General features: G+C 43.8%; 10 protein-coding genes and 1 pseudogene. 4 read left to right on the top strand and 7 right to left on the bottom strand.

All coding sequences use genetic code 11. The annotated features are described in order from the left end of the window. The first annotated feature begins 94 nt into the window (after positions 1–94). The 3 genes from MKP07_RS10810 to MKP07_RS10800 all read left to right on the top strand — a co-directional run bounded on the left by MKP07_RS10810 (position 95) and on the right by MKP07_RS10800 (position 3,920). The gene (locus tag MKP07_RS10810) at positions 95–1,348 is read left to right on the top strand and encodes a PepSY-associated TM helix domain-containing protein (protein ID WP_240847200.1); all 1,254 of its coding nucleotides are present in this window, start codon (positions 95–97) and stop codon (positions 1,346–1,348) included. Between the two features lie 191 nt (positions 1,349–1,539). After that, positions 1,540–2,883 carry a carboxypeptidase-like regulatory domain-containing protein gene (locus MKP07_RS10805; RefSeq protein ID WP_240847199.1) on the top strand — a complete coding sequence of 448 codons (1,344 nt, stop codon included), beginning with the start codon at positions 1,540–1,542 and terminating at the stop codon, positions 2,881–2,883. Positions 2,884–2,921: 38 nt separating this feature from the next. After that, positions 2,922–3,920, top strand: coding sequence for a TonB-dependent siderophore receptor (locus MKP07_RS10800; RefSeq protein ID WP_240847198.1), 999 nt, complete (start codon positions 2,922–2,924; stop codon positions 3,918–3,920). A gap of 113 nt (positions 3,921–4,033) precedes the next feature. Here the strand turns inward: MKP07_RS10800 and MKP07_RS10795 are convergent. From MKP07_RS10795 to MKP07_RS10770, 7 genes and pseudogenes are all read right to left on the bottom strand, one after another. Further along, positions 4,034–6,297 (bottom strand): annotated as a pseudogene (locus MKP07_RS10795) (GH36-type glycosyl hydrolase domain-containing protein). Positions 6,298–6,518: 221 nt separating this feature from the next. Then, positions 6,519–7,025, bottom strand: coding sequence for a hypothetical protein (locus MKP07_RS10790; protein ID WP_240847197.1), 507 nt, complete (start codon positions 7,023–7,025; stop codon positions 6,519–6,521). Beyond that, positions 7,009–7,767: a hypothetical protein gene (locus MKP07_RS10785; RefSeq protein WP_240847196.1), complete on the bottom strand. Its 759-nt coding sequence runs from the start codon at positions 7,765–7,767 to the stop codon at positions 7,009–7,011. Before MKP07_RS10785 ends, MKP07_RS10790 begins: the two co-directional genes overlap by 17 nt. Continuing rightward, positions 7,737–9,836, bottom strand: a complete 2,100-nt coding sequence (locus MKP07_RS10780) for a glucoamylase family protein (protein ID WP_240847195.1) — start codon at positions 9,834–9,836, stop codon at positions 7,737–7,739. Before MKP07_RS10780 ends, MKP07_RS10785 begins: the two co-directional genes overlap by 31 nt. Next, positions 9,812–12,700 (bottom strand): hypothetical protein, encoded by a 2,889-nt coding sequence (locus MKP07_RS10775; RefSeq protein WP_240847194.1) that lies wholly within the window; start codon positions 12,698–12,700, stop codon positions 9,812–9,814. The genes MKP07_RS10780 and MKP07_RS10775 overlap by 25 nt, the downstream gene beginning before the upstream one ends. 150 nt (positions 12,701–12,850) lie before the next feature. Next, positions 12,851–13,006: a hypothetical protein gene (locus MKP07_RS38335; protein WP_317235993.1), complete on the bottom strand. Its 156-nt coding sequence runs from the start codon at positions 13,004–13,006 to the stop codon at positions 12,851–12,853. 76 nt (positions 13,007–13,082) lie between these two features. Beyond that, positions 13,083–14,987 carry a glycoside hydrolase family 97 protein gene (locus tag MKP07_RS10770; RefSeq protein ID WP_262919259.1) on the bottom strand — a complete coding sequence of 635 codons (1,905 nt, stop codon included), beginning with the start codon at positions 14,985–14,987 and terminating at the stop codon, positions 13,083–13,085. A gap of 219 nt (positions 14,988–15,206) precedes the next feature. On the opposite strand from MKP07_RS10770, the gene MKP07_RS10765 reads away from it, so the two are divergent. Next, complete coding sequence (locus MKP07_RS10765; protein WP_240847193.1) at positions 15,207–16,937, top strand: M60 family metallopeptidase; 1,731 nt, start codon at positions 15,207–15,209, stop codon at positions 16,935–16,937. Positions 16,938–17,029: the final 92 nt, after the last annotated feature.

Here is a 17,029-nt window from a genome sequence, read left to right as displayed (position 1 = left end):
GGCCGCTTTTTTATGTTTAAAATTTTCCGTTTCTCGTAAATGGCTTGCCTTGCCCTGCGTATAATTTCGCCGTTCATTTTTCAAAATACCGGTGATGATTACAAACGGCAAAGCCCCGAAAAAGAAGAAACAACGCAGCTTATTTTATCGTGTTGCGGCCTGGCTGCATCTTTGGCTGGGCTTAATTACAGGCGCCATTATGGTGGTGGTTTGTCTTTGTGCCTGCATTTGGGTATTTAATGAAGAGATCACAGGATTGCTGGAACCCGAAACCAAAGTAGACCATCGAAGAGAAGCGGTGATAGCGCCCTCGCGACTAATGCAAATTGCAGATTCGCTTTATCCCGGCAAAAGAGTAGGTTATGCCTCTTATAAACAGGGCAATGCTATTTATCTTTCTCTGGGTGAAGGAAGGAAGGGTAACACTATACTAAGAATCAACCCTTATACAGGCGATGTGATCAGCACCATAGAGCGGAAAGAAGGGGAAACCGATTTTTTCCGGTTTATATTAAACGGGCACCGGTTTTTGTGGCTGCCTTACGAAATAGGCCGTCCCATTGTTAATTACAGCACTTTAATCTTTGTAATTATATTGATTAGCGGCATTGTACTCTGGTGGCCCCGCAAATGGACCAAAGCTGCTAAACAACAGGCTTTTACCATCAAAACCAAAGCCTCCTTTAAGAGGGTGAACTACGACCTGCATAATGTGTTAGGTTTTTATGCACTCATCGTACTGGCCATTATTGCACTTACTGGTATGGTATACGGTATTAAATGGTACAGCAATGGTCTATATTGGGTTACATCGGGAGGTGATAGCCTGCCCGAGTTTAAGGCTGCAACTTCAGACTCATTACAAGCTGGTAAATTTTATACGCCAGCCGCAATTATGGATAGGACCTGGAATACAGTAGCGGCAGCCCACCCTGAAGCAGAGGGCTTTTATTACAATTTTGCGGATACGGCAAAACCTAAAAGCGCTATCAATATCAGTGTATACCCAACCGCGGGTAAATATTATGACCGGTATAGTTTTGTGTTTGATCAGCATACAGGAAAAGAGTTAAAAGGCAATAACCCGGTATATGATAAAAATTACAGTGAAGTCTCCGGCGCTGCCAAATTGCGTAGAATGAACTACGATCTACATGTAGGTTCTATTTTAGGTTTACCAGGAAAAATACTGGCCTTCTTTGGAGCCTTGATCGGCGCCAGTTTGCCCGTGACGGGCTTTTTAGTATGGTGGGGCAAACGTAAAAAGAAAAAGAAGCCGGTAGCCAAAGCAATTAAACCGCAGGTAAAAAGTATTAAAGTGGCCACGTCAGAACCGGCAACTTTATAAACTCACATAAGATATTGTAATAGAAGGGTTGATATATACTTATCGGCCCTTTGTCATTAAAAATTTCTTTTGTTTTTCCCGATCGCGGTGTTCAATTTTCCGGATATCGTAAATGACAAACTCTAATCTCATTCTAATTTCGCGCGCAAATTGTGATTTTATTATGAAATATCTAGTCTCCTCTCTTGCTGATGCTGGCATTTGTTGTAACAGCTGCAGCAGCCAATGAACCACTTTCCATTATTAAAGGAACCGTTCATAGTTCAGATAATAAGCCGGTAGCCAACGCTACGGTGCAGGTAAAAAATACGAACCGTACCACAGTAACCGATAAAAACGGCGTGTTTTACTTTCGAAAATTAGATGCCGGTACGTATACCATTGTGGTATCCTTTATAGGCAGTGAACCCGTAGAGCAAACAGTTGAAGTAGGCAACAATGAAACTGCCGATATTTCTATAACCGTCAACAGCAGCTTGCAGGAGCTGGAAGAAATCATTATAAAAAGTTCCCGCAACCGTTATAAGGTAGATGATTTAAGTGGCTCAATGAGGCTTAAAACACCCATTCTCAACTTGCCGCAGAACATACAGGTGGTTACATCTGATGTTTTAATTGATCAGCAGGTATTTGATATAGTAGACGGAGTTACCCGTAATGCCAGTGGAGTTATACGCCAGGGACATTGGGATAATCAATACGCCAATATAAGAATGCGTGGCTCTAAACTCCCGGCTTTCAGAAACGGGATGAATATTGAAGCATCCTGGGGACCAACTGCAGAAGATGCTATCATGATTGACAGGATTGAGTTTGTAAAAGGTCCGGGGAGCTTTATGCTGGCCAGCGGAGAGCCAGGAGGTTTTTATAATGTAGTAACTAAGAAACCAACCGGACAAACCAAAGGGCTTGTCAATTTTTCTATGGGCAGTTTCAGCACCTACCGCGGTGGTTTAGACTTTGATGGTAAACTCAGCAAAGATGGCAAACTGCTTTATAGAATTGCGGCGTCTGCGCAACAAAAAGATTTCTTTACCAAATATAATTACAGCAACCGTACTGTGCTGGCTCCATCATTGAAGTATCTTATCAGCGACAATACTTCAGTAACATTAGAATATAATTTTCAGGGGTCTAAATATTTATCGAATGGCAACTACACTTTCTCTCCCAAACAATACGCTGATCCCGGAATTAGAAATAATTTCTTTTATGGTGATCCAGCCATGGAGCCCGGAAAATTAAAAGATCATAGTGCGTATGTATACTTTGATCATAAGATCAACGATCGCTGGGAGGCACATGCACAAATTGCCTATTTCAATTTTAGAATGAAAGCCACGAGTACCTGGGCTAATTACTTAACGGCCGATGGAGGCATGAGCCGTTACTACAGCATGTCTGATGAAGCGGGTGAAAACCGGTTCGGCCAGTTTTCATTCTCCGGTGTTGAATACACCGGCCCGATAAAGCATACCATTTTAATGGGTGCTGATTTTGGAAATAAAAAATTCTGGGAGACTTCCCAACACTAAAATCAGATTTATATTTTGCTGACAGTGTATTATTTAATGTGTACAACCCAAGGTATGGTTTACCAGCCAGCCAGATCCCTGTAGTTGACCGTTCCAAAAGTATATATACAAGAGCAGCGGCAGGTAGCTACATGAGTGTAAGCACTTATACATCAGCATTTATACACGATGAAATGTCTTTCTTTAAGGAAAAACTACGCCTATCATTGGGGCTGAGATTTACTGATATGAAAAATGTTGGGAAAACAGGTGCTGCCGATCAAAAGGATGAAGTATTTTCTCCACGGGTGGGCCTGAGCTACTCTGTTGATAAATCCACTTCAGTGTATGCCTTATTTGATCAAACCTTTGTACCGGTTGCCAGCACCGATTTCTTTGGCAACGCATTTAAGCCCATTCGTGGTAACGATATTGAAGCAGGTATCAAAAAAGAATGGTTTGCGGGCAGATGGATGTCAACCATATCTGTTTACAATATAAAAAGGGTGAATGCATTAGTGCCAGATCCCGATGCGTCTCATGTAGTAGGCAACCAAACGTTTAATATACAGGCCGGAGAAACCACCTCAAAAGGTATTGAGGTAGATATAGTGGGCGAGGTTTTACCTGGCTTGAATCTGACTGCCAATTACGCTTATACTGACTCGAGAATAACCAAAGCTTCAACTACTACAGCATCAGCTGCCACCGTTGGTAATAGAACGCCGTACGTGCCGTATAGTGTAACCAACATATGGTTGCAGTATAGAGTTCAACAAGGCTTCTTAGAAGGATTTGGTTTATCGGGTGGCATTCAATCACAAACAGGTCGCGTAGTAGGTACTTCAAAAACCACGAACTTCCCCGACTACTTCAGAGCGGACGGTGGTATCAGTTATCAAAAAGGTCGTTACGCCATCTCCATGCTGGTAAATAACCTGCTGAATGATCAAAGGCTAATGACTGCCGGGTCTATGACCACCCCCTCTACTGCATTGGCAACCTCAAAGGAGCAGTTCCTTATTACTCCTACATTGTTGAAGCAAGAAGAAACATGAGAATAGGTATTACTTACAGGTTTTAAAAATAGCTTTACTACCAATCATAACTAAGAAAAGAGGCGATCGGTTCGCCTCTTTTCGTTTATAGTAGGTGCCTATGATATGGTGAACTAGATCACTACCAACACCTCCTGCTCTCCACCTTCGTCATTTAACAAAATAAAGGATTCGCCCGTTTCAGTTCCATTCAATGTTATTTGAACGCTGTCCTTTTTTTGCTCATTCAACACTTTGATTTTATACAGCGTAGCACCAAAGTTATAGTTCACCTCGAATTCGGGCCAGCTATCGGGTACACAAGGACTGATGTGAAGCTTATTGCCTTTTTTCTGCAACCCTAAGATATGCTCCAATGCTAACTGGTAAGTCCATCCTGCAGAGCCCGTGTACCAGGTCCAGCCGCCCCGCCCTTCATGCGGCGCTACGCCGTAAACATCAGCAGCCATCACATAAGGCTCTACCTTATACTTATGGGTTTCCTGGCTATTAACTGCATGGTTTACCGGGTTAACCATTGAGAACAACTCCCAAACTTTTTCACGGTCCTTTTTAATCGCGAAAGCCATCATCGTCCAGATAGCTGCATGCGTATACTGGCCGCCATTTTCTCTTACACCGGGTACATAGCCTTTGATATAGCCTGGGTACAGATCCGACTTATCAAAAGCCGGTGTCAGCAATTTAATGATGCCATTCTCCCGATCTACCAGGTGCTCGTTTAAAGAAGCCATGGCCTGCTCTATTCTTTCGGGTTCACCGGCTCCTGAAATTACTGACCAGCTCTGCGAAATAGAATCAATGCGGCACTCTTCGTTTTGCGAGGAACCCAAAGGCGTACCATCATCGAAATAAGCGCGGCGATACCACTCACCATCCCAGGCATTTTTATTAATGTTATCCTTGAGTTTTTCAGCCTGGCTGATGCATTTGATATGAAACTCTTTATCGCCATAGTTATCCGCAATTACAGAAAACTTCATTAATACATCATACAGAAAAAAGCCTAGCCATACACTTTCGCCCTTGCCATGTTCACCCACCTTATCCATCCCATCGTTCCAGTCGCCTGAGCCAATCAGCGGTAAACCATGTTCACCGAACTTCAGTCCAAAATCAATAGCTCTTTTGCAATGATTATACACGGATTCCCACTCATTTAAGAAAACCGGCAAGTCATAATAACTCTCTTCATCGGGGCGTAACGGGCGACCTTCGATATATGAAACATACTCATCCAACAAGGCCATATCATCGGTTGCGTCAATATAACGGGCTGTTACGTAGGGCAGCCATAAGTAATCATCGGAACAAGTGGTGCGCACCCCCGTCCTGTTGGCGGATGCCACCAATGCTGCACATCGCCTTCTTTAAATTGCCTGGATGCAGCTAACAATATCTGTCCTCTTGTTACATCCGGGCGAGTATGCATCAACGCTAAAGTATCCTGCAACTGATCCCTGAATCCGAAGGCGCCACCTGATTGGTAGAAACCGCTACGGCCCCATATTCTACAGGCCAGTGTTTGATATACCAACCAGCCATTCGTGATCACATTGAATGCCTCATCGGGTGTTTTAATAAATACATTACCCAGTATATGATTCCAGGTATCATGAATTTTTGATTGAGCTTCATGAACGGAGTCTGCATGCTTATACTTAGCTGCCAGTATCCGTGTGTCCTGCTCCGACTTACCGCTACCCAACCTAAAAACAACTTCTTTTTCTTCGTCCGGCAGCAACTCTACACCTATTTGTATTGCTGTGCAGGGATCGAGTGCAGCACCATACCTGTTAGACAGCTTCTCTCTAAATAATCCTTCGGGCTTAGCCAATGACCCATTTCTGCCAATAAACTCGGTTCGATCACAGGTATACGACCTGTTGGCGCCATCAGCATCGAAGAACGATATTCTCTCGGCGAATGTGCTGTTATAATGATTGCGCGCAAACAATACACCGGTTTCAAGGTCTTTCTCTGTAACAACATGCATTCGCGTACTGGTCGCTGTATCTCCCAACACCCACTCCACATAACCTGTAACGGAAAGCTTTCGGGGTTTGGATGAAACGTTCTTTACTCTTACAATAGTAAACTTCACGGCATCGTTAACATCTACAAAAACCCACATTTCTGATTTTATACCAAAAGCTATGTGTTCATAAACAGTGTACCCAAAACCATTGCGGGTTATATAGGGCTTATCACTTTTGCATGGCAATGGGGTAGGCGACCAATATTTACCACTGATCTCATCCCTGATATAAAACGCTTCTCCTGTTTTATCAGAAACCGGATCGTTCTTCCAGGGCGAAAGCCGGTAAGAATGAGCATTCTCAGCCCAGCTATAACCTGATCCGCTTTCAGAGATCATGGTTCCAAACTCCGCATTAGCTATAATATTTACCCACGGCGCTGGTGAAGTCTGATCCTTTGTTGTTAATATAAAATACTCTTTACCATCGGCTGTAAAACCGCCAATTCCATTGCTAAACACGAGGTTATCCGGCAAAACTACCTGTTCATCTGATTCAAAAAGATGCTGCCCAGTGATTTTCAATGCAGGTGGTAACGCTTTGCCCGGCTTTTGTTTGGTCATTTGCTCCTGCAGGCTCCCGGCATTATCATAAAAATTAAGCGGGCAACTGTCTGGAATAAGATCCTGTCTTCAGTCGAAAGCTGATCGCCCTGGCGGATAAAGATGCCACCCGGCTGGTCTACTGTAGCGCCCCCCATGGCCGTTACAAAGCCCATGATCTGGTCGTGCAGCAATTGACGATAAGTACCAAAATCATCATTCCATATAATCAGATCTACAGCGAGGCCTTTCATGCGCCAGTAAGAGTGCGCCTTAATTAGCTGCCTTACCAATGCCGTATTATCGCTATCCTGTACTCTTACCAATACTATCGGAAGGTCGCCGGAGATTGAGTATCCCCACAAACCAGATTGCCCCTTGCGATTACCTGCAATGATATTGGATTCGGCCCGATGAATGGCGTTCGCATACAATATATGCCCGGCCATAGAATTAAACAACTGCGCTTCGGCTTCACTGGCGTTGATCTGCCGTAACAGCACCTGGCTATGTGTCCACGACATCGAACGCCCGGTTCTTTAAGTACATATCATCGTACTTATCAATCAGGTGCTTACAATTGTCTTCCGTTTCTGTTATACCAATTACAATTTCGAATGTAGCCGTTTGTCTTGGTTTTAGCGTGATCTTATATTTGATGGCGGCTACAGGATCCAATACAGAACCATCAGTGCCGGACATAGGCCCGTTATTAACGACTGATAATGGCGCAGCCAGCGAACGAGTTCTGCCAATAAAACGCATCCGGTCGCTTTCAAAAGATATTTCTTCTTTGTCCGCACCCGTTACATTCATCATAAAGAACATCCATGGTGGCTGCTCATTTTTAGACCTGGCTCTCCGGGTACAAAGAATAGCTTTATCATTTTCGCTGATCCTGGTTTGCACAAAAAGATTGCTGAACGCAGGGTGTGCCTCATCAGCTGCTTGCGGCGCAATGACCACTTCGGTATAACCCGTTACTTCAAGTGTTTTAATGCTATTGCTCTTGTTCGTTATTTTGATCCGCCTGATAGAAACATCATCTTCAGGAGAAACGACGATATCTGTTTTTGTTTCAAAATCTTTATTCACGCGCCTGAACTCTACATGCCCCTGCGAGAATATAGTTTCATCTACTTCCAGTTTTGCACGGGTAGGTTGATAAGTATTGGACCAGAGCACCTGGCTGGAGACATCTTTTATATAGCAGAACGTTCCCCAGTTATCTTCCGTTACATCTTCCCGCCAGCGGGATATCGCCATATTTTTCCAGCGGCTGTAGCTACCCCTGAATTACTGATAGCCATGTGGTAGCGCCCGTTGGAAAGCAACTGCACCTCGGGCGTTGTAGTATTAGGTGTTCTAATAATTCTTATATGCGACTCATGGCTGGCTACCGTTTTGCTGGCAGCGCTATCGTCCTGCGTATAATAGTTGGTTGCTTTGGGCGCTTTTTCTTTCAATAGTAGCAGTGCGGACTGAAACTGCGGATCGCGCTCAAATCGTTGCTGCATTTTTTCGCCCAACAGTAAACGGGCAACAGATAAAAACCCCATTCCCTGGTGGTGGGCCATAAAAGAACGGATAATCACATGTGTTGTGCCACGCGGCATTCTTGATGGCGTATAATCTACTGCCTCATAAAATCCATAGCGACCTTCAAATCCATTTTTTGCTAATAACAATAGATTTTTCAATGCCGGTTCGGGCTCTACCATTAAGGCCAGCATAGTGGCATAAGGTGCAATCACCAGGTCCTGTCCCAATCCTCTTTTTAAGCCTGTACCGGGAACACCAAAAGCCTGGTATTGATAATTGAGATGTGCATCTACCAGGTTAAAACCAGATTCAGAAATACCCCAGGGTATATCTTTTTTCCGGCCATAATCTATTTGATTTTGTATCACACCCCGCGTAGTTCGTTCCAGCAAAGTATTTTCGTAAGAAGGCATCACCAGTTCGGGCATCAGGTATTCAAACATCGATCCGCTCCAGGAAAGTAATACCGGCGCGGTACCATCGTTGGTGATCAGCCGGCCCAATACAAACCAGCTATCCTGCGGCACTTTACCCTGCGCAATGGCCGTAAAGATACCCAGGCGAGCTTCCGATGCCAGTATATCATAGTAGCTTTTATCTTTTACATCTTCACTTACATTATAACCGATGTGGAACAGGTGCTTGTCTTCGTCATACAGGAAATCATATTCTACTTCTGCAAAGCCAGCGCACTCATTCACCAGCTTTTCTATTTTGCTGAGTTTCTCCAATGCATGACTATGTGCAGATTGTACTGCCACCTGCAGGCTTTGTAACCATTGTTGATGTTCGCCTGCGTCGTTCAACAATTCGGTAATCAGCGGCAACAGATTTTCCTGCAGATCCCGGATCTCTGTTAAAGAAGGAATCTTATCCAAGTCTTTTAATGCTTCAAGTCCGTTAGGTACCGGCAATAAATCTACCCACGGTGTTAAGAGCGACAGTGAAAACTGTGCATCGGCAATCTGGGCCTCAAACTTAGCCAGCCAGCCTTGCAGTTCTGCATTGGTATTGGCAGTTGTATCAGCCTTTACAACATTAAGCTGCTGCAGTAATTTTTCAAAGTAAGTTTTTTGACTGCCTAATGTTTCTACCGGCGATTGGGCTAACCGACCCAGATAATTATCTGTTTCTTTAAAAATCATCGGTGCTTCGGGAGTTGCCTGCATCGCCGCTTTCCAGGTATGATGCAACCCTTTATAAAATTGTTGATTGAAAATTTTATCATGTGGTAATTCGAGTAACCCCTGACGCAACACCAGCATATTGGCTACAAAGTTTCCGCTATCTACCGCCGAGATATAACGGGGATAAAGCGGCTGAAGATTGGCAGTGTCGTACCAGTTATAAAAATGACCTTTATAGCGCTCCATATCATTCAGTGCATTAAAGGTATTCTGGGTACGCTCTACCAGCTTACATAGTGAAATGTATCCAAAGTCATAAGCCGATAAATTGACCAGTGTAGAAAGACCGATATTGGTGGGAGAAGTACGATGCGCCGTTACCTCAATTGGTTTTTCCTGGTAATTATCCGGCGGCAGGTAATTATCTCCGGCTACCACAAAGTCTTCGAAGAAAGCCCAGGTTTTACGGCTGATCACCTGTAAGAAATCCGTTTCTGAATCAGATAAAGAGAAATCCTTACGACTCCGCTGCCTGCTTACATTCCAGGCCACAATCGGTGAAATAAACCATACCAATAAAAAAGGACCTGCTATAAAAAGTGAGGCAGGCTGGAAAATAATCACCAGGGCTGTTATGATAGCTACCAGTAAAATGGCCTGCCACATATAACTATAGGCACTGGCAATACTCTTCTTCCCCCTGCCTTCTGAGCAGCATAAGGTGTCCACTGTAATAATCTGCGCTTGGAAAGCAGCAGGCGCCAATTGGCTAAAAATATAGCGTCTGCATTTTTAAATGCTTCAAAGGGGAGCACTACAATATTGTAAACAACCTGTGCTACGCTCTTTTTAAAAGACTCAATCACTTCCGCAATATGCGATCGGGTATCCAGGTCTTTCGGCTTCCTGAAGAGTTGTATGAACCCGGTAACAACGGGCATAAAAAACCAGAACACCATAAAGCCGATCATCCAGCCACCGGGATTAGGAAATAAGAGCCATACCAGTACCAGCAAGAGCAACATGGCAGGAGTGAGCAGGCTTCGCTTGATATTATCCCATATTTTCCATTTGGACAGAGATGAAATATAGTTACGCTTTAACTTGTTTTTGTCATCCGGTGCAAAGGGCAGGCCCCAGGTTGCGATCTGCCAGTCACCTCTTATCCAGCGGTGGCGGCGGCTTACATCGGTCCAGTAGGTTTCAGGGTAGTCTTCAAAAAGCTGCACATCGGTTAATAAACCCGAACGCACATAAGAGCCCTCTAACAGATCATGGCTGAGGATACGATTCTCAGGAAAGGCTTTACCCAACACTTTTTCAAACACATCGATATCGTAGATCCCCTTGCCGATAAAAGAGCCTTCTTCAAAAAGATCCTGGTACACATCAGACACCAGTTGGGTGTATGGATCCAGACCGGAATCGTTACTATGCATGCGCGCATAAACAGAGCTGGTCTTTGCGGGAAGGTTAATAGCCGTACGGGGTTGCAGAATACCGTATCCTTCCACTACCCTCTTTTTCTTTTCATTGATCACCGGTCGATTCAACGGATGCGCCATAGTTGCGATCATCTTCCAGGCAGATTCCCTGGGCAATAGCGTATCCGCATCGAGGGTAATTACATATTTCACGTCGGCCAGCACTGATGTATCGCCTACTATCACCGAAAAATCATCATGCCCTTTATTTCTCAACAAGCTATTCAGCTCGCCGAGCTTTCCTCTTTTACGCTCATAGCTCATCCACACTTTTTCTTTCTTGTTCCACTTACGTGCACGGTGCATAAGGAAGAACCGGTCTTCCGTATTCTCTTTTGCATACTTTTTATTCAGCAGCTGTATCTCTTCTTTAACATAAGCCAGCAGTGTATCATCCTGTGGCATTGTTTCCTGTGGCGCATCTGCAAAATCTGTTAGCAGGCAGTAGTACAAATTCTTTTGAGGGTTGGAAAGATACCGTACTTCTAAATCACTCACCAGTTCTTCAATACCAGTTTTAGACCCGATAAGACAAGGTACAGCCACTACTGCTCTGTATACATCGGGTATTCTTCCTGAAAAGTCAAGTTTGGGTAGCGGCTTAGGTTTTACCACCATAGTCGATATCCAGTTGATGACAACCGTAGCAAAATGTCCAAGTATCACAAAAAGTAAAATACCCGTAGCTATGCTCAATACCATTGCATGGGTTTCCCTGTATATTGTCAACGCCAGTAAAACACTTACCACTATGGCAAACAGAAAAGTAGACCCTGCATACAATGGCAATCTTTCTTTCCGGAAGAACACTTTTAAATGGTCCTTTAAATCCAGTTGTGTACCAGCTGCCTTTATTAATTCATCACGCCCTTTATCTACTAAAAAATAACCCACATGATGCTGCCGTTCGGCTTTGCCGGATTCCTTTCTTTTGGCACCGAGGTGTACGGCCAAAGCAGCTACCTCATGTTCTGCCATTTTCGACTTCTTACCGATCCACTCCACCACATGGCGATAACAATCACGTGTTTCAAAATCCATCAATGGGTAAGTACCCGTAATATCTTTCTGCAATATCTGCTCTACTGCACTTACACTTTCAACAAACTCTTTCCATTCAGTTGTCTTCAACAACCGGATACTCTCTATGCTGTTACGCATAGACACCTGGCCTGCAGCCTGGCTTTGGTTATGTACATTCACCAGCTCAGCTACAGAGTGTCCGGTATCCGAAAGCTGCTGCTCGATCCAGGATAAAGGGATCGCCAGTCCCTGCCCTTTACCCTGCATACGCCTGGTAAATTCGGCCACGAAAGCGCTGTTGAGCGACACATCACTCTTCGCCATTTCAGCTGTTGCAATGATAATACTGCGCGGCTCTGTTTGTGCAATTTTTATAAACTCTTCCGACCAGTAAATAGCATCGTTCTTGTCCAACCGGTCTATGGCTATCCTGGAAGCAATGCGCCTGATGTTTTCTATGATCGCGAATCGCAACATGATGGGTATAGCCCATAGCTCACCAATGGTTAAAACATTTTTAGTTTGATATCCATTGATAAAAGCGGTAAGGTTGGCTACATCAATTCGGCCATCGCTATGCGAAATAATTTCAAGAGCAATATCATATACTCTGGGCATACCTGCAGATTTGCCTTTAGCCAGAATAGGAAGTGTTTGGCTATATCCCTTAGGTAAGTGTTTTCGGGAAATATTGATCTGCTCTTTAATGAGGTAAAGGTTATCTAAAAACCACTCGCTGGCCGGCGCAATGGCCTGCTTCTCTCTAATGGTTTCTGCCAGCATCTCCTGCACTTTCACGATGACTTCTTCATTATCGTTCAGCCTCCGCAATACTTTATCGGGTTGCTTTGTTGATAATATTTCATGCTGGGCTGCAACACGTACTCCATGCGATTCCATTTGCGCGTTGCTCAGGAGATCTAGCCTGAAAGGATCTTCATTTTTAAAGGGATAGGTTCCTTCGGAGGTAAAATACTCTCGCATCTTTGCCACAAAATCATCAACGGGCCTTGCTATTTTCATCCGGCTATTGTTTAAAATTTTTTGAATAGTTTATAGTGGGGAATTTTTTACACACTGCGCCCCATCATCACAATAATTTTACGGTTTAGAACATTGCAATTTTCAAGCCGGGATTAACCGACCTTGCTATTAATCAATAAAATAGCCGCCTCAAATGAAGGCGGCTTGCGGATAATTTCTTTTTATCAGAATGCTAATTTTTTTAATACTGATCGCTATACCCCCACTCCGGGCGAGCCTTGCGGACAATTTTGTTTTGCGACTTACTATCTTTTTATAAATATGATAGCCCTGTGGATTATTTATATAGTCCGCGTCTTCACTATCTTCATAAATAGTTGCCTCATAATGCGCGCGGCGGGCAGAAAGCTAAAATCGATATTTAAGGTCCGGGCTTGCTCATCTGTAATGCCCCAACAAACCATTCATCTTTTGCTTTGGCCTTGCGGGCAATTAATACATGATCGCCTGGTTCTGCGCTTAGTATTTTTGTATCGTCCCAGTCAACCGCAACATCTTTAATAAACTGAAAAACATCGGGAAATCTTTCATAATTGTCGATAATATCTGCAGCCATTTGCAATGGACTGTACATAGTTACGTATAAGGCTAATTGTTTAGCCAGGGTTGTTTGTACAAATCGCTTATCACCCGGAAAATAGTAATCCAGCCTGGTTTGAAAAATGCCGGGCGTATAATCCATAGGACCACCAACTAACCGCGTAAAGGGTAAGATGGTGGTATGCTCGGGGTTATTACCTCCAAATGCTTCATATTCTGTACCTCTTGCAGCTTCTGCAGCAATCCAGTTAGGGTAAGTGCGATTCAGGCCGGTAAGATGTACCGACTCATGTGAATTCACCATTACTTTGTGCTGCAGGGCTTTATCAATTACACGTTGATAGTGTTGCACCATCCATTGGCTGTAATGATGTTCGCCTCTCGGAATAATATTGCCCACGTAGCCTGTTTTTACAGCTTTATAACCATATCGATCCATAAACGCAAAAGCGGTATCAAAATGACGCTCGTAATTAGTTGCGGCAGAGGAGGTTTCATGATGCATGATCAGCTGTACATTTTTGGCACTGGCATAATCCGCTAATGTCTTCATATCAAAATCGGGATAGGGCGTTACAAAATCAAATACATATTCCTTCGATTTGCCAAACCAGTCTTCCCATCCTTCGTTCCAGCCTTCTACCAATACACCATCCAAACCATGCTTTGCTGCGAAATCGATATACTTCTTAACATAGTTCGTGTTGGCTGCATGCGTACCATTGGTTTGCAGCTTCGAATAATCCGTTCTGCCCAGGTGCACATTGTTAATATTGGCATAGTTCCAGGTAGATTTACCCATGATCATTTCCCACCACACACCTACATACTTTACAGGTTTGATCCAATCAGTATTCTCATATTTAGTAGGTTCATTCAGGTTGAGCACCAATTTAGACGACAGTATATCTTCTGCCTTCTTACTGACAATTACTGTTCTCCAGGGTGTTTGAAAAGGTGTTTGAATATATCCCTTCTTTCCCTGTGCATCAGGTGTTAAATGAGATCTTAGTACGAACTTATCTTCATCCAGGCTTAGATGTAAAGCAGGGTAATCAATTAATGAAGCCTCATGAAAATTAAGATAGAACCCATTATCTGTTTTCATCATTAATGGTGTTTGCAGGGTGCCGGGTGCAATGGTTTGTGACGCATTACCGTCATAGCTTTTATCAAATAATTGCGGTACTTCCGATAATTTCGACGTGGTATAATTGTATTCCTGCGTATCATAATCACCTGGTATCCACCAGGCTTTGGCATCTCCCGGCAATGCAAACTCCGTAGCTTCTTCCTTTACCACAAAGTAATTTAAATTAGCCTGCTCGGGAAATTCATAACGCAGCCCCACCCCATCGTTAAACAGGCGAAAGTGTATGACTATCTCCCGTTGATAAGCAGGTTGAGCCAGGTAAACAACCAATTCGGTATACTGGTTGCGTATCTGTTTTACCTCTCCTAAAACGGGCTGCCAGCTTTCATCTTTTTTGTTGATCTTGAAATCTTTAATGCCAAATCCTTCTTTAAAAGATGGTCCATTGGCTATCTCCAGTCCAAGTTTACTTTTTAACAAAACCGGCTGGTTATTAAAGTTCAAGCTATAAAGGGCAATACTATCCTTAACCTCAAATGTAAGTTGTAGTGCACCGTCCGGCGATTGTATTACCTGTGCATTGGAACAGGCAATTGCGAGCATCATGGTAACCATGGCAATCAATCTTTTCATTCATATATTTTTTAAAAGAAAAGCGAAAATAGGATATTTTAATTAATGTGTACTAAAAACACATTACAAATACAAAGATCGTTCTCAAATTAGCGCAAACGTTTGTCCGGCCGAATATGTATAACTCGTATCTATCTTAGGTTACACAATTGTTGCTTTGCTTCTCTACTACCGGGTAGTTCGCTGTATCTCTATTTATATCACCTTTAAAACCAATAAATGAAACAACTACTAACCATAGCAGTGATCACCGCACTGTCTATAGTATCGTGCAAGAAAAACCTGATTACCGAAAATACCGGTCCGGAAAAAACAATGAACCGTTCCGTTAACCCTGTACCATTGGGGGCTTTAGGAAGTACTGAACAGGAATTCACTGAGAAGATCATGGGAACCACCGAGTCTTTTAACAGGTTACAACTGGGTAATCCCTGGTCGGACTTTGACCCCACGGGCTTCTATCTTCCTCCGGGAGTTGCTATGACCCTTACCGTGCAACAATTAAGTGGCACTACACTGCCCAAACTTTTGATAGGCACTTACTCCAGGGACACCTTACGTTGGGACCCGCGTTCAGTACAGCTAACGGCTGGTAACAATACCATATCATCAGATACTTATGGTGGGCTGGTATGGATACGTTATACCACCAGCGGCACTCCGGCCGGTAAGGTAAAAATCACTTTTAACAGTGGCGCTGTGAGAGCCCCGTTGTTTATTAAAGATCAAACTACCGACTGGGAGTCGCAGGTAACCACCTATACCGGCTCACCTGATGTGCTGCTGGTAAACAACAGCACCTACCTGGTTACTGGTAGAACCCGCGCCGGCGCTACGAGTAATACCAATGCCAATACCATTTTGCAGTTAATAGACAGGGCTGTTGAGTTTGGAGAAGACTATATATCGGGCTTTGACAACTCAGCTCCGGAACACATGAAACCTACGCACAAGATTGCGATGGTAGAATCGCCCGCCCGGAATTTATGGGGCGCAGCCAGCTATTACCGAACCTGGTTTGCGCCGGGCCTGTGGAATGATTGCCTGACTTACCCCAATATGGTGAACAATGGTTGGGGCTCCTGGCATGAGCTGGGACATATGCGCCAGCAGCAACCCTGGAAATGGTCTACCCTTGGAGAGGTGACGGTGAACATTTATTCACTCGCTGCAGAACGTGCCATAAGCGGTGGTGGGGTTAACCGTTTAAAAGGCACTTCCACCACTAACGCCTTAAACTACATCGCCAATACCAATACTGATAAAGACTTTAACCTAAATACTTACATGTCGGACGGGAACTTCACGCGGTTGTTTATGTTCCATCAGTTATGGCTGGCTTTTGGCGATGCTTTTTACATCAACCTGCACAAACAAACCCGGGTAGAGAAACCAACGGGCACCACGGATGAGCAGAAGATGCGCTATTTCATGCTCAAAGCATGTACCATCAGCGGTAAGAACCTGACAACCTTTTTTAGAAAATGGGGCTTTAAGGTTAATGAAAGTATTTATACCGAAATAGCAGGGCTTGGCTTGCCTGCCCCAACCATAGAGCCCAGCACACTTACAGATGATAATGCAGGTCTTATTGAAAATGGGGCCACTTATAAAATTGTTTCGGCAGTAAACAACAGCAGTGTGCTGGATGTAAGTGGTGGCGGTGTTCCGCCCAACGGTACTGTAGTAGCATTATGGACACCTAATAATCCGCTTTCCAATAATCAAAAATGGTTATTAAGAAGCCTGGGCAATGGTGAGTTTGCCTTAAAAACACTGGCAGATACTACTAAAGTGATGGATGTAAGGAGCGGCGCATCTGCTAATGGCACGCAAATACAGGTATATACAAATGCTAACGCTGCGGCTCAACGATGGACACCTAATTATGTAGGCGATGGCTACTATACTTTTCACCTGCATGTGCATCGGACAAAAACCTGGATGTAAATGGAGGATTTAGTACCAATGGCACCAAAATACAGATATGGACCAAAAACACAGGTAATGCTCAAAAATTCAAACTGGTAAAATTATAGGCC

Origin of the sequence: Paraniabella hibiscisoli (assembly GCF_022512515.1) — a bacterium.
Classification (GTDB): domain Bacteria; phylum Bacteroidota; class Bacteroidia; order Chitinophagales; family Chitinophagaceae; genus Niabella; species Niabella hibiscisoli.
This window is presented reverse-complemented; position numbering and strand designations above follow the sequence as displayed.